This window comes from Aquamicrobium ahrensii, from assembly GCF_040545755.1.
GTDB classification, from domain to species: Bacteria; Pseudomonadota; Alphaproteobacteria; order Rhizobiales; family Rhizobiaceae; genus Mesorhizobium; species Mesorhizobium ahrensii.
The window spans coordinates 43,024-66,257 of sequence record NZ_JBEPMN010000015.1 but is presented as its reverse complement, the minus strand read 5'-3'; the positions used below and the strand labels follow the sequence as shown (position 1 = coordinate 66,257).

The window sequence follows — 23,234 nt, the reverse complement described above, 5'->3', positions numbered from 1 at the left end:
AAATAAGCCTACCACCGAGACGATCGATAGTCCGTTTTGCCGCAAACTCACCGCTTCTTGCGAGGCCGGGGCGGCGCTTTGGCTCGCGCCCAATCGGCAGCCCGCCGGATCATCTCGCGGATGAGATCGCCATCCAACCCGTCATAACGGACCAACACAATTGGATAGCCGGAATAATGCGGCGTCTCGAAGAAAGTCTCGGGATGAGTTTCCAGCACGATCTGCTTGGTGGTCATCTCCATATGCAGGGCAAAAGATTCCTGTGGCTCGTGCCCGACGAAAAGGAAGCCGTTGCCGTTCACCTTGACGCAAGGCTGACGATAGCTGGTCGAGGGCTCTGTGCCGGGGAGAGTGAGCGCATAATCCATCGCCTCTTCAAAAGTCATCGCTGCCGCTCCCGTAGCTATCGTCCGATCGCAAATATTTGCCTGCGACAAATATGATCCAAGGCAACAGCGACCCGCAAGGTCCGCTATAGGCGTTCTCGCCTCACGACGAGTTGCCGCGCGGAGCTCCCGGGTGAAATCCCAAACGCTCGGGCTCGAAACCGGCATTTGACATGCAGGTATTTGCCTGCATATTATATCCTTGCAAATGAGTGAGACCGATGCACGCTGACCTGGTTTTCAAAGCGTTGGGCGATCCGACACGCAGAAAGCTGCTTGACCTTCTTTGTGAGAAGAACGGGCGGACGCTCGGCCAGCTTTGCGAAAACCTCGACATGGCCCGGCAATCAGCCACACAACACATTGGGATATTGGAGGCGGCCAATCTGGTGACCACGGTCAGGCGCGGTCGCGAAAAGCTGCATTTCATCAATCCCGTGCCGCTACACGAGGTCTACGAACGCTGGGTGCGCAAGTTCGAGCATCAGCGGCTCACCCTTCTGCATGATCTGAAGAAGGAACTCGAAGGAGAGCAACGATGATCAGGGAAAAGACCAGCTTCGTCTATGTGACTTACATCCAATCGACGCCGCAAAAGGTGTTCGAGGCCATCACGAAACCGGACCTCGCCAAGCGCTATTGGGGCCACGAGAATGTCTCAGACTGGCAACCCGGATCGAATTGGCAGCATCTCCGCGCGAATGACGAGCGCACCGTCGAACTCGTCGGCAAGGTCATCGAAGTCTCGCCACCGACCCGCCTCGTCATCACCTGGGCAAACGCCTCGCAGGCCTCCGACCCGGATGCCCACAGCCGGGTGACGTTCGAGGTCGAGGAATATGACAGCATGGTCCGGCTGACCGTGACGCATGACGAACTCGAAGCCGAAAGCGGAATGGCAAAGGGCGTCAGCAAGGGCTGGCCAATCGTTCTTTCCAGCATGAAGTCCTTCCTGGAAACCGGACAGGGCCTCGATGTTTTCGCCAAGCCAAAGGCGGCCTGATCCCTTGGGCCAATCATCAATCTTCGAACGGGAGATGGCAATGACCAGGAAATATACGGGCGGATGCTCATGCGGCGCGATCCGCTTCGAGACGAGCAGCGAACCTATTTTCGAGAACCACTGCCAATGTCGCGATTGCCAGAAACGAAGCGGCACCGGACATGGATCGTATCTGACCTTCCCGAAGCGGGTCGATGTGACGATCACGGGCGAGGCGAATAGCTGGCGAGTGGCGGGCGACAGCGGAAATGAAAAGATCCACGCCTTCTGCCCGACTTGTGGAGGCCCCGTCTATCTGACGTTCGCTGCAATGCCGGATTTGATTGCAGTCCACGCGGCCAGCCTTGACGACCCAGGCCAATTTAACCCGCAAGCGATCACGTACACCGCCCGCGGTCTTGCCTGGGACACGATGGATTCGTCGCTGCAGAAATTCGATCGGATGCCGCCTGGTTGAAGTGCGGCGGGGGCAACATGCCGTGCGCAAGGATTCAACTTCAGAGTTGGCTTCCGTTTCCGGCTCGATCGAGCCGTTGGACGGCGGTCACCTCGACCGGCGGGTAATCTGAAAGCTTTCACAAGCATTCATGCGATCCCACCACTCCACGAGATTTGTTTTCGCAGAGAACATTTCCCGTCCCTCGGGCGCCAATAAGAAATAGTCGAGCATCGGGGCGACGTAGAGATCGGCCAGGGTAATGTGATCGCCTGCAAGCCAAGGGCTGTCGCCCAGGAAGTCGGCGAGGACGTCAAGGCATACCGGCGCTTTCGCCCATGCCAGCGCCACACGATTTTCGTCAGGCGGCTCGCCTTCGGCCGCCTTTGAAACAAGCTCGACATACAATCCCCAAACGAGATGCGGGTAGATATATCCATCGGCTATGCTGACGATCTGGTTCATCCGAGCCCGCGCCTTCGGCTCGACAGGCTGGAGCACTGGCCCCGGAAAGGCGTCATCGACGTAGCGGGTTATCGCCCCCGTTTCATACAGGCGAAAGCCGTTATGCTCGAACGATGGTATTTTCCCAAAGGGCTGATGCTCAAGGTAGTCTGCTGAGGCGCCTTCCGGGGCAAAGATATCGATCGGGATCAGATCGTAATCGACGCCCTTCTCATGAAGGCAAAGGCGGGAAATGCGCACATAGACGCTGTAGTCCGCCCCGAATAATCGTGGTTTTCCCATCTGTTTTCCTAGGGTCTCTTGTCGCGGAATGCCCTGCTAAAGCGGCGATTCATTGGCGAATTCCAGCAGCGAAGTATATCCGGCGCGCCTGTCGAACAGCGCATGGATGTCGGCGATCTCGGAAGCATAGGCCTTGTCGAGGATCGGCCGCGCCTTGTTCGCAAGTTCGGCTTCGCTGAACTGGTCAGGACTGTCTGCGATCGTATCCTTCAAAAGACGCGGATAGGAGCAGGTCTGGGCGAAGACCGACGCCAGCCTGCCGGTGGCAGCCAACACCAGCGGGGGTCAGAACCTGGCGAAGGGTGGCGTCGACTTTCCGGATATATTGCTGGAAGCGAACGTAAACGAAGATGCGGGAGGAAGTGTCTCAATCAAGCCCGATGCAGTGGGCGGCGCGGCGAAAAACCTCCTCGGTGTCCGGCGCGAACCTGAATGTCGCGAGAAAATCGGCGACTCGGAAATTGGGGATCGTCTGGCGGATTACCGCGACTAAATTGCGTGCTTCGTCCAACCTGTCGGCAAGGGCGAGACAATGCGCGGCGATGGCGAGGATGATGATGTGCGCGTTGGGGCGCGCTGCTGCCATCAAAGCCCAGTCGGCGGCTTCCTCGTATTGGCCCAGCCGTACATGCGCCATGGCGCGTGCGCCGAGCATTCCAAACAGTAGCGGGTCGAACGGGCTGAGGCTGCGGGAATGATCTGATGACGCGATGGCAACCGAGGGATCGCCGGACTGCGACTGCACGAAGGCAAGCGCGTAGTGACCAAGCGCAAAGTTCGGGCTGAGCTCGACTGAGCGTTCAAGTTCGGCGACCGCCTCGCCATGTCTTCCGCGCAGCCACATCGCGCGGCCCATTGCCCAGTGGGCGGCGGGATCATGCTCGTCGACGATCAGGCTGCGGCCCGCGGCCTTCAAAGCAAGGTCAGTCTCACGGGCGCGATCGGCCCAATGCTGGAAGGCGCTTTGCCAGTGTGTGAAGGAAAGGCCTGCATAGGCGCGCGCGAACGTCGGATCGGTCTCGATGGAGCGTGTGAAGAACTGCTGGGCCAGATCATTGTCCGGCCGGGTAAAGCGATACATGTGCCAAAGGCCCCGATGATACGCCTCCCAGGCGTTGAGCGAGTTCGGCGGCTTGAGGATCGCGCGGTTCTTTTCGGCGGTCTCGATCTCGTGCGCGATCGACGCCACGATCTTGTCGCCAATGTCATCAAGTAGCAGGAATGTGTCGTCCTGCCGAAATTCGAACTCTTCGGACCAGACGATGTGCGAGGTTCTCGTCTCGACGAGTTCGACGCTGACCAGCATCTTGTGTTCGCGACGCTTCACGACACCAGCGACATAATAATCGACGTCGAGGCGGCGCGCAGCCTCCTCCGGGCTAATGCCCTGTTCGGCGAGAGCGAACACGGAGCCCCGTGCGATGACGAAAAGACTGCGCAGTTTCGCGAGGCGCGTGATGATGTCATGCGTGAGCCCGGCGGCCATTTCGCCTCTGCGGTCGCAATCCGCCAGCGGTAGCACTGCAAGCGAGGCACGACGGTGCTCATCTACAGGAATTTTAGTGGCTGATCCGTCAATTGAGATCCGGGGGTGCGGCTCCGAGACAGTGGCGGGAACAGTGACTGGAGAAGCGTCGCTTCTCTGCATTTCCAGCCAGGCGCGTCGGATAGGCTCGACGCCGATCTTCTCTGCGGAAAACAGGCGGTTAATCGCCAAGAAATGCCGCTCGGCCTCATCCGGCGGACCGCTTTGGAGCAGGGCCTTGAGCAACATGGTCTGGGCACGAATGTCCAGCGGCGACAGGGCGACCCATCTGTCGGCGTGCTTGCGCAGTAGCTCGGGATCATCCGGCGAAAGTTCAATCAGCCGTTCGAGGAACGACGCCTGACAGGTCCGGTAATGACGGCGCTGCCCGGCCAGCCAATGGTCAAGTTGCGGGCTGCGGGCAAGGTCGAGGCCTTCAAGGAAGTCACCGACCATCAGGTCGCAGAGTTCGCGCACAAGCTCGAGCTTCAGCGTCTCGATGCCGCTGCGCATGGCAAGATCGACCCGTAGCACGTCGATGCTGGTGTCGGCGAGGTCAAGCCAGACCAGGTCTTCGCGGGACTGAACACGGTTTCGATACGGCTCGTCGAGCAGGGAGCGCAGCTTGCTCAGGCACCATCGCAGTTCCCCACGCGGATCGTTGGGGATGTCGCCCAAAAGCTCGCAGAGCCGACTACGCCCGACCGGATGCGGCGACGTCGCAAGATAGGCAAGAAGCGCGCGCACCTTGCGCGATGGCGGAAGGGCCAGCGCCTCGCCATTCCGGGTTACCGCGAGATGGCCGAACATCCGCACCGAGAGCGAACAAACCGCCGGTGCCGCACTTTGGCCGGGAATTCCCATGCGCGTTTCCACGCTTTCAACAACGCCGCCACCCTCGCCGCGATTGTATCACCCTGCATGGCCAATGGCATCCCCGCCGTTGCGCCATGTCTCACACGAAGGAGGAGCCAATGAAAACGATGTTGAGCAACAACCGCACATAAACGGCGTTCGCGGGTGCCGCGGTAATCAGCACGGCGCTTGCCCTGTCCATCGCCCCGATCGAGGCGCATATGGCAAGCACCATGTCTTCGAGATGCAGGACATGAAGTTCCAGCCGGGGCCGCCAATACTTCCCGTTGGCGCGCAAGTGGCCGTGCACGTCGGAAACCCGGCGGAGGAAGGACCTTCGTCGTGCAGCTGAAATTTCCGGCCGGGTACGAAATTTCCGCGCATCGCCATCCGAAGGAGAAACATGTGACCGTCATCTCCGGTGGTTTCGGAACGGCCATAGGCGACGAGCCCGACCGCGGCCCAGTGGACCTGATGGGGCCGGGATCCTTCCTCCAGGTCCCGACCGGCGAGGCTTATTTCGGATGGACGGAAGAAGAAAGCATCGTCCAGAGCCACGCGATTGGGCCTTTCGCGGTCGAGTACGTCGATCCACCGGACGATCCCCGCATCAATTGAACGAGAATGACAGATCAATCGACTAACGGCTGATCTGACTCAGCACCAAGGATCTGAGATATGAAAATTCGTGAAGCAATGAGGACCACCGCCGGCCGTGGCCGGCTGTTCGACAGCATCCTCGACACGATCGGGGACACGCCGACGGTGAGGATCAATCATCTGGGCGTCGACCACGCCAAGATCTATGCGAAGGTCGAATTCTTCAATCCGGCAGGATCGGTGAAGGATCGGCTGGCACTCAACATCATCGAGGAGGCAGAGCGCGGTGGCCTGCTGAAGCCGGGACAGACCGTCGTCGAGGCGACCAGCGGCAATACCGGCATCGGGCTTGCCATCGTCTGCGCCCAGAAGGGCTACCCGCTCGTTGTCACCATGGCCGACAGTTTCTCCGTCGAGCGACGCAAGCTGATGCGGATGCTGGGCGCCAAGGTGGTGCTCACCCCACGTGCTCTCAAAGGTTTTGGCATGTATCAAAAGGCGGTCGAACTTGCCGAGGCCAACGGCTGGTTCCTGGCGCGTCAATTCGAGACGGACGCCAATGCCGCCATTCACGAGGCGACCACAGCGCGCGAGATCATCAATGACTTTTCCGGCTCATCGCTCGACTATTTCGTCACCGGCTACGGCACCGGCGGAACGATAGCCGGCGTTGGTCGCGTGCTGCGCCGCGAGCGTCCCCAGACACGCATCGTGCTGGCGGAACCGGCGAATGCGCAGCTTCTTGGCAGCGGCCACGTCCAGCAGCGCGGGCCGGGTGGTACGCCTGCGGCGTCCCATCCTGCATTCGAACCCCATCCGATCCAGGGCTGGACGCCGGATTTCATCCCCCACGTGCTGCAGGAGGCGGTGGACCAGAAATATTATGACGAGGTGGTGCCGATCGCCGGCACGGAGGCGATCCGCTGGACCAGGGACCTGGCGCGCCGCGAAGGCATCTTCACCGGCATTTCCGGCGGCGCGACCTTCGGCGTTGCACGGCAGATCGCGGAATTGGCACCGGCCGGATCGGTGATCCTGTGCATGCTGCCGGACACCGGCGAGCGCTATCTATCGACACCGCTGTTCGACGGCATCGAAACCGAGATGGACGAGGAAGAACTCGCTTTGTCACGCTCGACACCCGGCTTCCAATACGCCGCCTGACCGACGGCAAGAGGTGCACCATGGACACCAACCATAAGTCGCTCTCCGTGAGGGCTGAGGACACGCTGGACCCTCACGATTGGGAGGTGGTGGCGCAACTGGGGCATGACACCATCGACCTCGCCATCGACTATCTCCGCCACGTCCGTGACAGGCCGGCGTGGCGAGAGATGCCGCAAGAGGTGAGGTCGCGTTTCAAGGGCGGGCTGCCGCAAGAGCCTCAACCCCTCGAAGCCGTCCTGCAGAGGGTTACCGAGGATGTGATGGCCTATCCGATGGGCAATGTGCATCCCCGCTTCTGGGCCTGGTATATGGGCTCCGGCAACATGACCGGGGCATTGGCGGACTTCATGGCTGCCGTGCAGGGCTCAAATCTGGGTGGCGGCAACCATGCCGCCGCCCTCGTCGATCGACAGGTGATCGACTGGTGCAAGGAGATTGTCGGTTTCCCTGCAAGCGCAAGCGGAACGCTCACCAGCGGCGGCTCGGTTGCCAATCTGATCGGTCTGACGGTGGCGCGCAACGTCAAGGCCGGCATGGACATACGCGAGCATGGCGTTGCCGCGCTGCCGAAGAAGCTGCGCTTCTATGGCTCGGACCAGATCCACAATTGCCACCGTAAGGCGGTCGAGACCCTTGGGATCGGCAATGCCGCGCTGCGCCGGATAGAGACCGACGCGGATTTCCGTATCGACATTGCGGCCCTGCGGATGGCGATTGCCGAAGACCGGGCGGCCGGCTTTCTGCCCGCCTGCATCATCGGCAATGCGGGGGCGGTCAACACAGGCGTGATAGATGATCTGGCAATGCTTGCCGATGTCGCCGCCGAAGAGGACATGTGGTTCCATGTCGATGGGTGCATTGGGGCGCTGATTGCTATCGCACCGCGCAATCGGGCGCTTGTCGCGGGACTGGAACGCGCAGATTCGCTGGCGCTCGACCCGCATAAATGGCTGCATGCGCCTTTCGATGTCGGTTGTTGCCTGGTGCGGGATGCGGGCGCGCACCACGCCGCATTCGCCACGCAGCCGGAGTATCTTGCCTCGGCGCCGCGCGGCATCGCCTCCGGCGAGTGGCTTTACGAGCTTGGTCTGCAGACGTCGCGAGGCTTCCGCGCGCTCAAGGTCTGGATGGCGCTGCAGGAACATGGCGCGGAAAAGTTCGGCCGGCTGATCGACCAGAATATCGACCAGGCCCGCACTCTTGCCCGCATGATCTCGAAGACGCCTCAGCTTTGTCTGATGGCCCCAACGATCATCAACATCGTCTGCTTTCGGTTCGATCCGGGAGGACTGGATGAGGACGGGCTGAAAGCGCTCAACACCGAGATCATGCTGCAGTTGCAGGAGGACGGCATCGCAGTCCTGTCTGATACGGCATTGCATGGAAAGCACTGCCTGCGCGCAGCGATCTGCAATCATCGCACCCGCCACGATGACCTTGAGCTGCTGGTTACAGAGATTGTACGGCGTGGCGATACCCTGCTGGAAACCCGGGTGAAGCTTGAAGATTTGCCATGATATGACCCCGCATCCGGGAAAAGAACATGGGCAGGATCTATGTCGCCGAGACAACAGAACGGCTGCTTATCGATGACCTGGGCGAAAAGTGGACGATCAACTTGCCGCCCCGGTACTGTAACATCTTATGTGTCTCGGGCCTGCTGGTTTAGCCTCATTGCCGCTCCCGGCCAAGAGCGGCAACGAGGTGGGACACAGCGCTTAACATCTTGTGGCATGACCACGCTTGCTAGCAGGCTGATCCCGCCTCTCTCCACCGTCTCGAACAGATCGGATCGACGCAGAACTCATCGCGGGGTTCATGCTGTTCCGACCAGAAGCCGGACGGACACTGCCACGGGAAAACCTGCGCACTCTCAGAACCTTAACGACCCGGCGAGCTCAGATCGTCGATATGCGCAGCACAGATTTCCGAGCGCGGAATTGCCAATATCATAGCTTAGGATGACAATCTGGCTACGACAGCACGGCTGCTGCGATGCAGCCCGGAAATCGGCCCGGTCTCTGTGGCTATGCTCATCGCCGAAATGACGGAACTCGGTCGGATGACCGCCGGCGAGGCCGCCATGACAGGCCTTGCTCCGACGCCACACGACAGTGGAACAATGCGCGGCAAGAGAAGGATCGTCGGTGGACGGCGGGCGTTGCGTCATGTCGTCAAACGCCTCGAAGAACGTAGCAAGCCCCACAAGCTCATCATAATCGCCATCGCACGCAGGCTCTTACCAATCGCAAACGCAGTGCTGAAACCGCCACGCCATGGCGATCAAATCCAATCACTTAGGCACGGTTTCTAGATGTGCCGACGATCTGGTTATTTACCTCACCGTTGAATGGAATCCATGAATTGTCTAAGCGCAGTTGTCTGAGGGCGTTCAAAGACCTGCTCCGCGCTTCCGCTCTCCGCGATCACACCTCCACTTACAAAGTGCACGCTGTCCGCCAGGACCCTGGCGAAAGACATCTCATGCGACACGATTATGAGCGTCAGGCCGGATCCCGCCAGTTCGCGCATCGCTTCCAGCACGTCACCGACGAGTTGCGGGTCCAGAGCCGATGTCGGTTCGTCGAACAGGATCGCTTCGGGTTGCAGCGCCAGCGCCCGCACGATCGCGACACGCTGCTTCTGTCCGCCGGAAAGCTGCGCGGGATATTTGGACTCATGCTCGGCCAGCCCGAACTGGGCGAGAAGCCGCCTTGCATTCGCAATTGCATCGGCTTTGCCCTGCCCCTTCACGACGACTGGCCCTTCAATGATGTTGCCCAGAACGGTCATGTGATTGAACAGATTGAAGTGCTGAAACACCATGGGCATGCGCGCCCGTGCCTTGCGCAGTTCGACATCCGGCGCCAGCTGGAAGGAGTCCTTGCTGCCCTGGCTCAGCCGCTGTCCTGCGAAGCTGACGGTGCCCGCGTTGGGTGTCTCGAGGAAGTTCATGCATCGCAGCAGCGTCGACTTGCCGCCACCGCTCGGCCCGATGATGAAGGCCACTTCGCCTTTGCGCACGCTCAGATCTATGCCGCGTAGGACCGGAACCCCCTTGAAAGATTTCTCCAGCCCGCGGATATGGATCAGGGCCTCGTCGCGAACCGGTTCCACTAGCGCGCACTCCCGTCGGTGATGCGTGCGACCAGAGAGGGTGACCGCAGGTAGGCCGGTGTAAGCCACCATTCGATCAAGCCCACAAGGCGCGAGGCGACAAAGCTCATCACAAAATAGATGACTGCCACCAGCAGGTAAATTTCCATGCTTTTGAAGGTCGAGGCGATGATCATGCTGCCCTGCCGCAGCAGCTCATTGACGGCGATGAACGACACCAGCGAGCAATCCTTGAGAAGGGCGATGAAATAGCCCCCCATCGTGGGAAGCGCGACGCGGAAGGCCTGCGGCAGAACGATGCGACGCTGGATCGAGGCATGGGACATGCCGATCGAAAGCCCGGCTTCACGCTGACCGCTGTCGATGGATAGAATGCTGGCCCGGAACATCTCGGACATGTAGGCGCCGAGATTGAGGCTGAGCCCCAGAACCCCGGCCCAGAATGCCGGCAGCGAAATGCCGATGCTCGGCAGGCTGAAATAGATTACCAGCAACTGGACGATCAGCGGAACGTCGCGAAAAATCTCGACATAGGCGTTCAGGACAAAGCGCAGGAGGCGCGACTTTCCCATTCGTCCGAGCGCCACCAACAGGCCTAGCGCCGTGGCGATCGCCATGGCGATGACGGAAAGCTGAACCGTCACCAAGGCGCCTTCCAGCAGGCGCGGCAGATATCTTGGCGCGAGTACGAAGAAAAGATCGTGCATGATTTACCACTGCTGGCGCAGTCGATCCCGCGCACCGGCGCCGGATCGAACCACGCCGGTCCTACTTGAGGAGCTTCACCTGGGTGTCGTCCCACAGGTCATAACGCTGCAGAATGTCCTTGCGCAGGCCTTGCTTGTCGAGCTTTTCAAGCGCTTGATCCACGGCAGCCTGAACATCGGCGCATTCGGGGCGCATGGCGATGCCTACCGCGCCGAGCCGATAATCGGCCTTGCTTTCCGCTTCTTCCCATTCCTCGCCCGGCACGTAGAACAGCGGGGCGCCGACGACACGCAGGTCGGAGTTTTCAGACATCTGGCCGAGCAGCGTGGCCTGATCCAGCACGACGGCCTGGACCTGACCGTTGCGCAGAGCCTGGAAAGGCTCGCCGAAATTGTTGAAGTCGAGCACCTCGCCGATCTCGCCCTTGTCGGCGAGCGAATGCGCGACGATCGAATCCATCGAGCCCATGACGGACGCGACCTTCTCGCCCTTGAGGTCCTCGGGCTTCTGGTATTTGGAGTCCTTCAGCACGATCAGCCGGTCGTTATACATGAAGTACGGGTCAGAGAAGATGACGCCGCCTTCCTGCATGCGCTGCTGGGTCTTTGACATCGCCGACATGACGACATCCCAGCGCTCGGCCTTCAGGCCCGGAATAAGGGTGGACCATTCCGTGACCACATATTCGTATTTCGAAACGCCGATATCCTTGGCCACGAAGTCCATGATCTCCTTTTCCAGACCCGTGTAGTCGCCTTTGTCGTCCTGCCATATCCATGGCTTGAGCCCCATGATGCCGACGCCGACCTTGAGCACGCCGGCCGACTTGATGGCCGGCAGGCAGTCCGCCTGCGCCATTGCGGTCGAATTCAGCAGGCAAAGGGCCAAGCTCCAGCCCAGCAGCTTCATTCTTGTCATCTCACTCCTCCCTTGATTTTCGTCGCGTCAGTCGATCACGATCAACTCGAACGGCTGGTCCGAGAGCATGCTCGCCTTGTCCTGTTCGAACAGGAAAGACTCGATCGTGAAGTATTGGCCCTGATGGGCGGGCATGAAGAACTGGTTCTCATAGTTGACCGCCGTGCCCGGCTCGAACAGGCGATCCGCGTTCACGTCCGACAGCGGGTCGAAGATGAAGTTGCCCACCCAGTCGGGAGGGAAGGCAGCGCCCATTTCATAGCCGCCGATCCAGCCGCGCCGCTCCCACAGCCCTTCCTTTTTCAGATAGTCCATCACCGTCGTGTTGAATTCCCTGACAGGCAGGTTCGGACGCAGGATCGAGCGGATGACATCCATCGAGCGTGCCGCCCGGTCGGTGAGGTCTTTCACTTCCGGGCTGGGCTCGCCGATGGAGAACGAGCGGGCGATGTTGATGTGGTAGCGCTTGAAGACGCCCGACAGATCGACCAGCACCATTTCGCCATGCTGCATCTTGCGGCGCGTCGCCAGTCCATGCAGCGCGTTGGTCTTCGTTCCGGAAAGTACGGGCATCGTGATGCCGGGATTCTCGCCGCCTGCGCACGCCATGGCCCGAACCATCTCGCCGTAGACCTCGAGTTCGGAAACGCCTGCTCCGATCGCGGCCCTTGCCGCCGCCATGCCTACGTTGGCGATGCGGGCGGCTTCCTTCAGGCATTCCACTTCCGCCGGCGACTTCACCCAGCGCACTTCGCGAAGCAGCTGCGTGCCGTCCACGACTTTCGCGCCGGCTGCGGTGAAGGCATCTTCCAGCCGGTGGCTAATCATCCGGTTGGGGCGATAGCTCCAGAATTCCATGCCGACGGTGCCGTTCAGCCAGCCCTCGCGCTTCAGTTCCGTCGCGATGAACTCCGCGCTGCCGCGAAGGGCATCGCGCGGGAAGTAGCGCGTGTCGACGGAACGCGTAAAAATGCGCCCCAGCACCGCCTCGCGCTCGCTGTCGAACAGGATGTACCGGTCGTGATCGACATGGACCGCGATGGCAGAGCTTGCAGGCCACTGCTGGGGCGACTGCGCCTGATACCATTCAGCCTGATAGCCGGAGAGATAATACATGCTCTCCGGCGCCATCAGGTAGAGCATGTCGATCTTCGCCTCCGCCATCTTCTGGCGCAGCCGCGTCAATCGCGACGCGAACTCCTCAGCGCTGAACGGAGATTCGTTTTCCGGCTTGCTGTTGAAATAGACGTCGTCGCGGTAATCCATTATCCATCCTTCCCGTCTGGCCGGAGTCGTTGCATGGAAAAGGATGAATTGCAATAGGATTTCAAAATACGGCCCAATTTATAACGTGATAGATCAATAAAGTGGAGGGGTGATGACCCACAGAACCCGCGTCTCTGCGTCCGTCGGGTTGGCGAAACGGTGCGGCAAGGTGCTTTTGAACCTGAAGCTGTCGCCCTCCTGGAGCAGGTGCATATGCCCTTCGATCCACAGTTCCAGCGAGCCCGAGAGGACGATTCCGGCATCCTCGCCCTTGTGGACGTAATGTTCCGGACCCGACGTGCCACCGGGTTCGACGATGACGAGCAGCATTTCGGTGGCGCCGTCCAGATCCGGAGTCAAAAGCTGCTTGGCGACACCGTTTCTTGGAAGCGATAACTGTCGTCTCCCTGATTTCCTTACGATTTTCCCCATTTCTTCCAAAGGGGGCTGCAGTCCGTCGTGAAAGAACTGGGCCGGGGCCACACCCAGTGCATCGCTGATTTGTCGCAGCGAACGTATCGAAGGCGACGCGATTCCGCGTTCGATCTGGCTGATCATCCCGATCGACAGACTGGCTTTCTGGGCCAGCTCGCTCATCGACAGCTTCGCTGCCTTGCGCAGGGTCCGAAGTTGCAGGCCGAGCCACAGATCGGCGGGGGATATCTCTTTTGCGGAGACGTCCCCCTTCGTTGCATGATCTTCCTGGATAGTTCCACCGCTCATTAAATTGACTCCGCTACGTTTTAGTCTTATTGCAATCAAATCCGCAAAATGCAACGCGCCTTTTGGCGACTGAGGTTGTTGATGCCCGATTCAGCCCCAGCCCGGCAACGCTCTCTTTGGTCGGCGATCTCCGAAGAGCCGCCCCTCGAGGCTCCTCCTGCGACCGGCTTCCTCCAGACCGATGTCGCTGTCATCGGAGGCGGTTATACAGGGCTTAGTGCCGCGCTGCATCTGGCTGAGCGCGGGGTCGGGGTTGCGCTGCTGGAGGCCGGAGAGGTTGGAAGCGGCGCTTCCGGTGCGAATGGCGGGCAGGTCATCCCCGGATTGAAGCGCGATCCAAGGAATCTGGAGCGCATTTTCGGATCGAAGGCCGGCCCCCTCGTCGAATTGTTCGGCGACGCGGCCGGATTCGTCTTTTCCCTGGTCGACCGCCATTCGATCAGATGTGCGCCGTGCCGCGCCGGGTGGATACTCGCTGCGCATGCGCCAGGCGCCATGCCGCCCATCAGGAGCCGTTGGCAGGACTGGCATTCGCGGGGCGCCGACATCGAGCTGCTTTCCGCAGCGGATATTGGCGAATTGACTGGCAGCCATGCCTATGCCGGCGGGCTGATCGACCGGAGGGCCGGGACCGTCCAGCCGCTGGCCTATGCGCGCGGACTGGCGCGGGCGGCGCGGGATCGGGGAGCGGTTCTGCTCGAGAATTCGAGGGTGGAGAAGCTGGTTCGCGACGGCGGCGTTTGGCGTCTGAGCGGCCGCGGTTTCGAAATTGAGGCCGAGCGAGTCGTGGTGGCGACGGATGCCTATTCCGGCCCTCTGCTGCCTGCGCTTGAGCGGTCGCTACTGACCGTCAGCAGCCTGCAGATCGCGACTACGCCTTTGCCCCATGATATCGGCGCGCCGATCCTGCCGACGGGCGCATGCCTCTCCGAGACGCGGAAAGTTGCCATCTACATGCGGCGAGGCCCGCATGGACAGCTACTCATCGGCGGGCGTGGGCCCGTAGGGGACGGCAGGCCGGATTCGCTTTACCGGGACCTGTACAAGCGGCTCGTCGAAATATTCCCCACCGTTCGCGGGCTGGGGGTGGAGTATCGCTGGCGAGGCCGGGTAGGTCTGACGATGGACGAGCTTCCGCATTTACACGAGCCGGAACCGGGTCTGCATATCGGCCAGGGATACAACGGGCGAGGCGTAGCGGCGGCAACGACGATGGGCCGGGTGATCGCGGACCGGATAACAGGCGGCGAGCTTGCCGACGCCATCCCCGTGACGAATCTTTCCGTCGTGCCGTGGCGCTTCATAAGGCAGCCCATGCTGACGGCCGCGATAGGTTACTATCGCCTGCGCGACCGGCTGGGTTTGGGCGCGTAAGTTTGGGAGACTGAGGTGAACCGATCTCACGACGATAAGATACTCTCCCGCTCGGCGACCGAACTGGCGCGGCTCCTCCGGTCTCGGGAAGTGAGCGCCACCGAAGTCGTCAAAGCGAGCCTCGGCCGCATCGACGAGATCAATCCGCGATACAATGCGTTTGCCGACGTCTACCGCGAGGATGCCCTTTCCCACGCCGAGATGGCGGATACCCGCATTTGCGACGGCGAAGATGTCGGGCCGCTGCACGGCGTTCCCGTCGCCATCAAGGACATGACGCCCATAAAGGGCAAGGTCACTACCCTGGGCTCGCGCGCGTACGAGCAGCAAGTGGCGCAAGACGATGCGTGGATCGTCTCCGCGCTGCGTCGTGCCGGCGCGATCATCGTGGGGAAGACGACGACGCCTGAATTCGCATTTTCCAGCTTTACCCAAAGCCCCTTGTTCGGAGTAACGCGCAATCCCTGGGATGAGACCCGAACGTCCGGCGGCAGTTCCGGCGGCTCAGCCGTCGCCGTCGCCACCGGCGCGGTGCCGCTTGCCGAAGGCACCGACATGGGTGGCTCCGTGCGCATTCCGGCGGCATTGTGCGGGATCGTCGGGCTGAAACCCAGTCTTGGCCGAATTCCGCTCGACATACTGCCGAGCAGTTTCGACAACATCTCGCATTTCGGGTCGCTGTCACGGAACTGCGCAGATGCGGCGCTGTTCGTGGCCGCCACGCAAGGCCCCGATGATTGTGACATTCAGTCCCTGCCGGTTCCCTTCGGCTATGACGGCTCGCTGGACCTGGATGCGCGGAAGCTACGCCTTGCACTGTCCGTTGATTTCGGATTCTATGCGGTCGACCCCGAAGTGGAGCGCAACACGCGGCACGCCGCGGACAAACTCAGGCAAGCCGGCGCAATCGTCGAAGAGGTCGAGCTTGGCTGGTCCACCGGCATACTGGATGTCTGGATGGACTACTGGCGCGTCTTCATGGCGGCCTATTTCAAGGGTGCCTATGATGAAGGCGCGTCGCTTCTCGACCCGGCCGTACGCAGGCTGATCGAACAGGGCCGTCAGATCTCGGCAGTGCACTACAAACGGCTGGAGATTGAACGCACCAAATTCTGGAACGGCTTTCGGTCGGTGCTGCGTGATTTCGATGCGCTGATTTGCCCGACCACGGCGATACCCGCCCCACTGGCATCGCTCACCGACCGCGATTTTGGTGCGATTGATCGCGAGGGCCTCTATCATGGGCTGGATATGACCGCGCCGTTCAACCTCATCGGGCAATGCCCTGCCCTGTCGGTTCCAAGCGGTCTCACTGCAACCGGCCTGCCCACGGGATTGCAGGTCGTCGGTCGTCGATATTCCGACCTGGCTACTCTCAAGATCGGGGCGCTGGCGGAGAGCCTGCTCCCTCCGGTCCTTCGCAATCCGCATTAGCTTGCGGAACGGTTGTGTTGCAACGTTTTGAGTACCTGGTTGGGTCTTTTGCGCGGATGAAACGGATAGCCTAAACAAAGAAGTCCTGCGACCCAGCCCGCTTCAAAGAACGGATTGGAAACCATGCCGGCGACGCGTCCGCCCATCGATTTTCCGCCGATGATAAGTGGTCCAGTGGTCGGGCCGAGATCATCGACGGCAGCCACGTATTCGGATAGGAGACGTTCGGCCTTCGGAGGCGGCTTTCGTCCATCCCCCGGGCGTCGCGCTGCTGTGTAAGCGAATTCAAAGCGCGCGACCCGTAGCCCCGCCGACGCGAGAGACTTGGCCATTGCGTTCATCAATGTTGAATCCATGGATGCGCCGGCCCCGTGCGCTAGGTGTTTGATCCCAGGCTTTGATGGAGCATCCTTATCCTCGGAATCAAAGGATGCGCTATGGGCCAGGTTCACCATGGGAGCGCCACGACGACAGCGGCGGTCCGTCGAGCTATACAACATAGTCAAGAGAGCCTGAGAGCGCTGGCCAAGCGTTACGGGATCAACCAGAAGACAGTTGCGAAGTGGAAGAAGCGGACCTCGGTGGCCGATCTGCCGACCGGCCCGAAGCAGCCGCGATCCACCGTCCTCACAGTCGAGGAGGAGGAGGCCGTCATTGTGGCTTTCCGGCGCTATACGCTACTGCCGCTGAATGACTGTCTCTACGCCCTCCCGCCAACGATCCCGCATCTGACCGCTGGTCATTGCATCGCTGCCTGCAGCGCCATGGCATCGGCCGCCTGCCCGATGTTGAAGGCGATCGGCCGGCGAAGAAGAAGTTCAAGAGCTATCCGATCGGCTACTTCCACATCGATATCGCCGAGGTGGGAACCGAACAGGGCAAGCTGCATATGTTCGTCGCCATCGACCGCACCTCGAAGTGCGCCTTCGTCGAACTGCATGAGAAGGCCACAACCGCCATCTCCAGGGAGTTCCTGCTGCGGCTGCTCGCTTCCATCTCCTACAAGACCCACACCGTGCTCACCGACAACGGCGTTCAGTTCACCACACCCGGTGCCGGAGGCTCTGCCGTACCGCTGATCAAGGATGCGACCGTCAAGCGCTTCTACTACGAGAGCCACGACCAGCTCAGGCAACACCTCGCCGACTTCGCCGCAGCTTACAACTTTGCCCGCAGGCTCAAGACCCTCAAGAGCCTCACGCCCTACGAGTTCATCTGCCAGCGCTGCACAAAAGAGCCTGAAAGATTCAGACTCAATCCAGTCCATCAAAACACGGACTAAACACTTAGATGGCTTGACAATCGTCTCTCGCCGGAAATAGAAATGGGAACGTTCTCAGAGAACGTTCCCATTTCTATCAAGACACCTCCCAGCAGAAAACCGGGATGGATCACAGGGGCTGCCTCAAATGGAATATCTGAAGACTGGCAAGGATCAGAATGAGGTTTTGGCCGACGATAACGCCGTCAAGTCCGTAGTTGAGGGCATTCTCGCCGACATCGGCGTCCGCGGCGACACCGCGGTCCGGGAACTGTCCGCCCGCTTTGACAAATACAGCCCTGAAAGTTTCCGCCTCGACGACGCTGACATTGAGCGGGCCATGTCCAAGGTTACAAAGGGCGATCTCGACGACATCCGCTTCGCACAGGAACAAGTCCGCAATTTCGCCCGCAGGCAGCGCGACAGCATCAGGGACCTCGAGGTCGAAACGCTTCCCGGCGTATTTCTCGGCCATCGCAACATTCCGGTGAACGCCGTCGGTTGCTACATTCCCGGCGGCAAATATCCGATGGTGGCCTCCGCCCATATGAGCATCGTGACCGCCAAGGTAGCTGGCGTGAAACGCGTGATCGCCTGTGCGCCACCCTTCGGCGGCGAGCCGCACCCGGCAATCATCGCCGCGATGCATCTGGCCGGTGTGGACGAGATTTATGTGCTCGGCGGCGTGCAGGCAATCGGAGCTATGGCGCTCGGCACCGAGACGCTCGCTCCGGTCGACATGATTGTCGGCCCCGGAAACGCCTATGTGGCGGAGGCCAAGCGCCAGCTTTACGGGCGTGTGGGCATCGATCTCTTCGCCGGTCCGACGGAAACGCTGGTCATCGCCGACGAAACGGTCGATGCGGAAATTTGTGCGACCGACCTGCTTGGCCAGGCCGAGCATGGACCAACCAGCCCAGCCATACTGCTCACGACTTCCCACGCTCTCGCCCGTGAGACCATGGCGGAGGTCGAGCGCCAGCTCTCCGTTTTGCCGACCGCCGACATCGCCCGCGTCGCTTGGGAAAATTACGGGCAGGTGATCGTATGCGAAACGCAGCAGGAAATGGTTTCGGTCGCCGACCGGCTGGCTTTCGAGCATGTGCAGGTCATGACGGCGGATCCGAATTTCTTCCTTGAAAACATGACCAATTATGGCGCCTTGTTCCTTGGGCCACGCACCAATGTCGCCTATGGCGACAAGGTGATCGGCACCAATCACACGCTTCCGACCAAACAGGCGGCGCGCTATACAGGCGGGCTGTGGGTTGGTAAGTTCCTCAAGACCTGCACATATCAGCGGATCGAGACGGACGAAGCCAGCGCACTTGTCGGCGATTATTGCTCCCGCCTCTGCAGGCTCGAAGGCTTCATCGGCCATTCGGAGCAGGCCAATATCCGCGTCAGGCGGTACGGGAAATCCGGGTCGGTATGAATGGAGGAAGTGAACGAACTGGGCGTCTCGGCGGGTCCGGGCTCGCGTAAGGGCAGGTCGCGGGTCACAGTCAAGGACCTGGCGCGCGATCTGGGAATGTCGGTTTCGACCGTCTCACGCGCTTTCTACGCCGAGGCCGTCGTCGCTCCGGCAACCCGCGAACTGGTGCTCAAACGTGCACGGGAACTCGGTTATCGGCCCAATCCGATGGCCCAGAGCCTGAAGACGAACCGCACCCAGATCGCCGGGATGGTCGTATCCGATATCACCAATCCGTTCTATCCGGAAGTAATGTCGCGGCTTGCCGCCGGGCTTCACGAGATAGGCATGAACGTCATGCTGATTTCCGCTCCGCAAGCGGGTGAGATCGACGATGCGGTCAAGCTGCTGCTCTCCTATCAGCCCGATCTGGTCATCATACTTGCCGCTACCCTGTCATCGGAAGCAATGCGAGAGTGCCGGACGGCGGGTAGCCCGTGCATCTTCTTCAACCGCCTGTCCAGCGATCCCGACAGTTTCGGCGTAAGCTGCGACAATGCCAAGGGCGGCGGCAAGGCGGCGGATTTTCTGATCAAGCGCAACCACAAGCGCCTCGCCTATATTTCGGCCTATGCCGACGCCTCGACCAATATGGAGCGGCGCGACGGCTTTCTGAAGCGCGTCGTGGAGCGAGGTCTCACCCGGCCCGTGGTGATAGAAGCCGGGAGCTTCAGCTACGAGGCGGGCTATGAAGCGGCCGGCGCGTTTGGCGAACTGGAAGAGCGTCCGGACGGGGTCTTCTGCGCCAACGACATTGTCGCGTTGGGCTTCATCGACGGCGTTCGCAACAGGCTCGGCCTCGATGTTCCCGGCGACATCTCGGTGGTGGGCTTCGACGACATCGCCATGGCCGGCTGGCCCTCGCACGGCCTCACTACGGTGGGGCAGCCAGTGGACGAGATGGTGTCGGCGACCGTCGAGCTTGCCGCGACGCTGGCCGCCGATCCGCGCGAAAAACCCATCGTGACCCGGCTTGCGCCGCGCGCGATCGTCGAGCGCACCACTACACGCCGGCGCTAGATCATTGTTCCCATCTCTTTGCCATTCCTTCCGGCTACAATCTCCTGAGGTGTCACATTGACTGAGCCCATCAACAAGATCGCTATCGTGGGCGCTGGCCTTGTCGGCTCCGGCTGGGCCATCGTGTTTGCGAGAGCAGGACTGGAGGTCGCCGTCTACGATACGCTTCCCACTGTGCGCGAAGGGGCGCTGCCCTTCATCAAGGATGCGCTCGCCGACCTTCAAGGCGTCGGCCTGATCGATGATGCGGCGCAAATACTTGCCCGCATCCGCATCGCCGGAACGATAGAGGAGGCGCTTGTCGATGCCGATTATGTGCAGGAATCGGTATTCGAGCGCGTCGATGTCAAAAGCGAGGTCTCGCAACTCATCGATGCTGCGATGGCTCCCGGCACCATCGTCGGCAGCTCCAGTTCCGGCATCCCCGCATCCGCCTTCACGCAGGACTGTGTCAACCGGGAGCGCTTCATGGTGGCGCATCCGGTGAATCCGCCGCATCTGGTGCCGGTGGTCGAGATCGTACCCACACCGTGGACCGACAAGGCAGCGGCAGAGCGTGTCCGCGTTCTGATGGAGAGGGTCGGCCAAGTTCCCGTCATGGTGCGCCGGGAGATCGAGGGCTTCATTCTCAACCGGCTTCAGGGCGCGCTGCTCAACGAGGCGTGGGCGCTGTTCGAGGAAGGCTACGCCAGCGCCGCTGACATCGACAAGACCGTCGCTCACGGACTCGGGCTTCGGTGGTCCTTCATGGGCCCGTTCGAGACTATCGACCTCAACGCGCCGGGCGGCGTCGCCGACTATGCGAAGCGCCTGGGAACGCTCTACCACGGAATCGCCCGGTCGCGGAAGGAACCGCGCCCGTGGTCCGACGAATTGATCGCGCGCGTCGAAGACGAACGGCGGCAGGTTCTGGCAGAGACTGACCTGTCCGCGCGGCGCGAGTGGCGGGACGCCTACCTCACGCGGATAGCGGCCTTCCGCAAGCAAAGCGGAGACAAGGGCGATGCTTGAAGGACAATGCGCTTTCGTCACCGGCGCTACCGGCGGCCTCGGCCAGGCCATATGCCATGCTCTCGCGAATGCGGGAATGCGGATAGCGCTCGGCTATACGACACGGGCCAAGGCGCAAACCCTGCTGCCAGAACTTTCCGGCGACGGTCATATCGCCGTTCACGCACCGGTCACGGATTCGGCAATGCTGGCCATTGCCGCCGCGAGGGTTAACGAGACGTATGGCCGTCTCGACTTGCTCGTCAATTGCGCGGGCATCACCCGCTTCGTACCCCATCACGATCTCGACATGCTCGACGATGCGCTGATCGACGAAATTTTCGCGGTCAATGTGCGTGGGGTGATCGCATCCACCCGCGCCATGCTGCCCTTGTTGCGGGCCGCACCCTCGCCGCTAATCGTCAACATATCGTCCATTGCGGCAACGACGGCCATGGGCAGCAACATCGCCTATTGCGCCTCCAAGGCGGCGGTGGACAATCTCACCCGGTCGCTGGCGCGGGCGCTGGCGCCTGACGTGCGCGTGGTTTCGGTCGCGCCGGGGCTAGTCGACACGGAATTCGTCAAGCAGCTCGATGAAGACTGGCGCAACGATCAGGCCGGACGTACGCCGCTCAACCGTCTCGCGCGGCCGGAGGAGATCGGAAGCGCCGTGATCGCTGCGGCGACCAGCCTGTCCTTCATGACGGGCGCGATCATTCCCGTCGATGGCGGCAGGCCGCTTGGTTAGGGCATTGTGCAGCGCGGCGAAAACGCAGAAAACCAGGAATCAGCGGCGGAAGCTGGCGCCAAGACCAAGCGCATCGATCCACCCAAGCCCTGCTCCGGTATCGGCGCGGGGTTTGTACTCGCAACCGATCCAGCCCTCGTAGCCCAGCGCGTCAATAGCCTTCAAAACCCGGCCATAAGCGATTTCGCCTTCATCGGGCTCGGCGCGCGAGGGAACCGCCGCGATCTGGATATGGCCGATCATCGGCATGAAGCGCTCCAGCCGCTTCAGAACGTCGCCCTCCGTCACGCCGACATGGTAGACATCGAACATTAGCTTGACGTTTGTGGCGCCAAGCTCCTGAATGAGTTCCGCAGCCTCGCCGATGCGCGAATAGAAATAGCCCGGCTTGTCGCGCGGATTGATCGGCTCCAGCAACAGCGTCAGATCGTGCCGCGCCGCTTTCTTCGAGGCAACTTCGAGATTGCGCAGAAACGTCGATCTCGCCGCAATCCGTTCATCGGGCGCCGTGACGCCAGCCATGGCATGGATGGATGTTGCACCGCTGTCGCGGCAATAGGCGATCGATTGGTCCACAAGCGCCTGGAAATCGGCTTCGCGGCCTGAAACCGCGCCCAGTCCGAACTCGCTGCGCGATGCATCTCCAACGCCTGTGTTGACGCCCAGCAGGGCAAGATCGTGACGCGTGCAGGCGGCGCGCACATCGCCCGCCGGAACGTCATAGGGCCAGTGAAGCTCGACTGCCCCGAACCCGGCCGCAGCCGCGCATTCAATGCGCCCGATGAGATCGAGTTCCGGCCACAGAAAGCCGAGATTTGCTGAAAAACGGGGCATGATCACCTGAGACGGAACGAGTTTTCTAGATCGGCCACCGCCACCGCATCGAGCGTGCGGACGGCCATGCCGCGCGTAAGCAGGATCAGCTTCGCGGTTTCCTCCAGCTCTTCCGCTGCGAACACCGCGCCTTCCAACGATGTGCCGGCCACCACCGGCCCATGGTTTCCGAGCAGGACAGCTGAACAGCGGCTGGCCCGTTCGCGGATCAGGGGCACGATGTCGGCGGAGCCCGGTCTGGTGTAATTCAGGACCGGCACGCGTCCGACACGCATGACCACATAGGGCGTAACCGGCGCGATCGCATCGTCGGGATCGACGTCTGCAAGGCAGGAAAGCGCGGTGGCGCAAGTCGAATGCAGATGCACCACTGCGCGCGCGGTCGGGCGCGCCGCATAAAACGCCATGTGCAGCGGCAATTCCTTGGTCGGCGCGTCACCGCCTATATGCCGCCCTTCGGCATCCAAGCGCGACAGACGCTCCGGCTCCAGAAAGCCGAGACATGAATTGGTCGGCGTGGACAAAAAACCATCGTCCAGCCTTACCGAGATGTTGCCGGACGATCCCACGGTGAAGCCGCGCTCGAACAGCGAACGGCTCCACCGCACGATGTCTTCGCATATCCGCTCCTCATTGCTGCTCATC

24 protein-coding genes and 2 pseudogenes are annotated in these 23,234 nt (G+C 61.1%); 14 read left to right on the top strand and 12 right to left on the bottom strand.

Annotation, left to right across the window (positions count from 1 at the left end):
* Positions 1-47: 47 nt before the first annotated feature.
* Positions 48-386 carry an MmcQ/YjbR family DNA-binding protein gene (locus ABID44_RS15855; RefSeq protein WP_354152680.1) on the bottom strand — a complete coding sequence of 113 codons (339 nt, stop codon included), beginning with the start codon at positions 384-386 and terminating at the stop codon, positions 48-50.
* 221 nt (positions 387-607) lie between these two features.
* Between ABID44_RS15855 and ABID44_RS15850 the strand changes: the two genes are divergently transcribed.
* The 3 genes from ABID44_RS15850 to ABID44_RS15840 are packed head-to-tail and all read left to right on the top strand — an operon-like array spanning position 608 to position 1,846.
* Positions 608-928, top strand: a complete 321-nt coding sequence (locus tag ABID44_RS15850) for an ArsR/SmtB family transcription factor (protein ID WP_354152679.1) — start codon at positions 608-610, stop codon at positions 926-928.
* Positions 925-1,389 carry an SRPBCC family protein gene (locus ABID44_RS15845; RefSeq protein WP_354152678.1) on the top strand — a complete coding sequence of 155 codons (465 nt, stop codon included), beginning with the start codon at positions 925-927 and terminating at the stop codon, positions 1,387-1,389. Before ABID44_RS15850 ends, ABID44_RS15845 begins: the two co-directional genes overlap by 4 nt.
* A gap of 40 nt (positions 1,390-1,429) precedes the next feature.
* Positions 1,430-1,846, top strand: coding sequence for a GFA family protein (locus ABID44_RS15840; protein WP_354152677.1), 417 nt, complete (start codon positions 1,430-1,432; stop codon positions 1,844-1,846).
* Between the two features lie 87 nt (positions 1,847-1,933).
* Here ABID44_RS15840 and ABID44_RS15835 read toward each other — a convergent pair whose 3' ends face one another.
* From ABID44_RS15835 to ABID44_RS15825, 3 genes are all read right to left on the bottom strand, one after another.
* The gene (locus tag ABID44_RS15835; protein WP_354152676.1) at positions 1,934-2,572 is read right to left on the bottom strand and encodes a glutathione S-transferase family protein; all 639 of its coding nucleotides are present in this window, start codon (positions 2,570-2,572) and stop codon (positions 1,934-1,936) included.
* 36 nt (positions 2,573-2,608) lie between these two features.
* Positions 2,609-2,848 carry a baeRF11 domain-containing protein gene (locus tag ABID44_RS15830; protein WP_354152675.1) on the bottom strand — a complete coding sequence of 80 codons (240 nt, stop codon included), beginning with the start codon at positions 2,846-2,848 and terminating at the stop codon, positions 2,609-2,611.
* Positions 2,849-2,939: 91 nt separating this feature from the next.
* Positions 2,940-4,961 (bottom strand): transcriptional regulator, encoded by a 2,022-nt coding sequence (locus tag ABID44_RS15825; RefSeq protein WP_354152674.1) that lies wholly within the window; start codon positions 4,959-4,961, stop codon positions 2,940-2,942.
* A gap of 396 nt (positions 4,962-5,357) precedes the next feature.
* Between ABID44_RS15825 and ABID44_RS15820 the strand changes: the two genes are divergently transcribed.
* From ABID44_RS15820 to ABID44_RS15805, 4 genes are all read left to right on the top strand, one after another.
* Positions 5,358-5,570, top strand: coding sequence for a cupin domain-containing protein (locus ABID44_RS15820; RefSeq protein WP_354152673.1), 213 nt, complete (start codon positions 5,358-5,360; stop codon positions 5,568-5,570).
* Positions 5,571-5,630: 60 nt separating this feature from the next.
* Positions 5,631-6,716: a PLP-dependent cysteine synthase family protein gene (locus ABID44_RS15815; RefSeq protein ID WP_354152672.1), complete on the top strand. Its 1,086-nt coding sequence runs from the start codon at positions 5,631-5,633 to the stop codon at positions 6,714-6,716.
* 20 nt (positions 6,717-6,736) lie between these two features.
* Positions 6,737-8,236: a pyridoxal phosphate-dependent decarboxylase family protein gene (locus tag ABID44_RS15810; protein WP_354152671.1), complete on the top strand. Its 1,500-nt coding sequence runs from the start codon at positions 6,737-6,739 to the stop codon at positions 8,234-8,236.
* A 452-nt stretch (positions 8,237-8,688) separates the two neighbouring features.
* Entirely contained in the window at positions 8,689-9,033 is a 345-nt protein-coding gene (locus tag ABID44_RS15805; protein WP_354152702.1) for a transposase, read from the top strand.
* Between the two features lie 26 nt (positions 9,034-9,059).
* Here the strand turns inward: ABID44_RS15805 and ABID44_RS15800 are convergent, their stop codons facing one another.
* The 5 genes from ABID44_RS15800 to ABID44_RS15780 form a co-directional block, all read right to left on the bottom strand.
* Positions 9,060-9,836 (bottom strand): amino acid ABC transporter ATP-binding protein, encoded by a 777-nt coding sequence (locus ABID44_RS15800; protein WP_354152670.1) that lies wholly within the window; start codon positions 9,834-9,836, stop codon positions 9,060-9,062.
* The gene (locus ABID44_RS15795) at positions 9,836-10,543 is read right to left on the bottom strand and encodes an amino acid ABC transporter permease (RefSeq protein WP_354152669.1); all 708 of its coding nucleotides are present in this window, start codon (positions 10,541-10,543) and stop codon (positions 9,836-9,838) included. Before ABID44_RS15795 ends, ABID44_RS15800 begins: the two co-directional genes overlap by 1 nt.
* A 61-nt stretch (positions 10,544-10,604) precedes the next feature.
* On the bottom strand, positions 10,605-11,462 hold the full coding sequence (locus ABID44_RS15790) for a substrate-binding periplasmic protein (RefSeq protein WP_354152668.1): 858 nt from the start codon (positions 11,460-11,462) through the stop codon (positions 10,605-10,607).
* Between the two features lie 27 nt (positions 11,463-11,489).
* Positions 11,490-12,728, bottom strand: a complete 1,239-nt coding sequence (locus ABID44_RS15785) for a M24 family metallopeptidase (protein ID WP_354152667.1) — start codon at positions 12,726-12,728, stop codon at positions 11,490-11,492.
* Positions 12,729-12,821: 93 nt separating this feature from the next.
* Positions 12,822-13,451, bottom strand: coding sequence for a cupin domain-containing protein (locus ABID44_RS15780; RefSeq protein ID WP_354152666.1), 630 nt, complete (start codon positions 13,449-13,451; stop codon positions 12,822-12,824).
* An 81-nt stretch (positions 13,452-13,532) separates the two neighbouring features.
* Between ABID44_RS15780 and ABID44_RS15775 the strand changes: the two genes are divergently transcribed.
* Both ABID44_RS15775 and ABID44_RS15770 read left to right on the top strand, forming a co-directional pair.
* Positions 13,533-14,825 carry an NAD(P)/FAD-dependent oxidoreductase gene (locus tag ABID44_RS15775; RefSeq protein ID WP_354152665.1) on the top strand — a complete coding sequence of 431 codons (1,293 nt, stop codon included), beginning with the start codon at positions 13,533-13,535 and terminating at the stop codon, positions 14,823-14,825.
* A gap of 15 nt (positions 14,826-14,840) precedes the next feature.
* Complete coding sequence (locus ABID44_RS15770; RefSeq protein WP_354152664.1) at positions 14,841-16,259, top strand: amidase; 1,419 nt, start codon at positions 14,841-14,843, stop codon at positions 16,257-16,259.
* Between the two features lie 32 nt (positions 16,260-16,291).
* Here ABID44_RS15770 and ABID44_RS15765 read toward each other — a convergent pair.
* A pseudogene (locus tag ABID44_RS15765) lies at positions 16,292-16,648 on the bottom strand (alpha/beta family hydrolase); the annotation flags it as partial.
* 48 nt (positions 16,649-16,696) lie between these two features.
* On the opposite strand from ABID44_RS15765, the pseudogene ABID44_RS15760 reads away from it, so the two are divergent.
* The 5 genes and pseudogenes from ABID44_RS15760 to ABID44_RS15740 all read left to right on the top strand — a co-directional run bounded on the left by ABID44_RS15760 (position 16,697) and on the right by ABID44_RS15740 (position 21,755).
* Positions 16,697-17,541, top strand: a pseudogene (locus ABID44_RS15760) (transposase family protein).
* Between the two features lie 127 nt (positions 17,542-17,668).
* Positions 17,669-18,955: a histidinol dehydrogenase gene (hisD, locus tag ABID44_RS15755; protein ID WP_354152663.1), complete on the top strand. Its 1,287-nt coding sequence runs from the start codon at positions 17,669-17,671 to the stop codon at positions 18,953-18,955.
* Entirely contained in the window at positions 18,956-20,014 is a 1,059-nt protein-coding gene (locus ABID44_RS15750; RefSeq protein ID WP_354152662.1) for a LacI family DNA-binding transcriptional regulator, read from the top strand.
* 57 nt (positions 20,015-20,071) lie between these two features.
* Positions 20,072-21,025 (top strand): 3-hydroxyacyl-CoA dehydrogenase, encoded by a 954-nt coding sequence (locus ABID44_RS15745; RefSeq protein ID WP_354152661.1) that lies wholly within the window; start codon positions 20,072-20,074, stop codon positions 21,023-21,025.
* On the top strand, positions 21,018-21,755 hold the full coding sequence (locus ABID44_RS15740) for an SDR family NAD(P)-dependent oxidoreductase (protein ID WP_354152660.1): 738 nt from the start codon (positions 21,018-21,020) through the stop codon (positions 21,753-21,755). Before ABID44_RS15745 ends, ABID44_RS15740 begins: the two co-directional genes overlap by 8 nt.
* A gap of 39 nt (positions 21,756-21,794) precedes the next feature.
* Here ABID44_RS15740 and ABID44_RS15735 read toward each other — a convergent pair whose 3' ends face one another.
* Positions 21,795-22,589 carry a hydroxypyruvate isomerase family protein gene (locus ABID44_RS15735; RefSeq protein WP_354152659.1) on the bottom strand — a complete coding sequence of 265 codons (795 nt, stop codon included), beginning with the start codon at positions 22,587-22,589 and terminating at the stop codon, positions 21,795-21,797.
* Between the two features lie 2 nt (positions 22,590-22,591).
* Positions 22,592-23,233, bottom strand: a complete 642-nt coding sequence (gene otnC / locus ABID44_RS15730; RefSeq protein ID WP_354152658.1) for a 3-oxo-tetronate 4-phosphate decarboxylase — start codon at positions 23,231-23,233, stop codon at positions 22,592-22,594.
* Position 23,234: the final 1 nt, after the last annotated feature.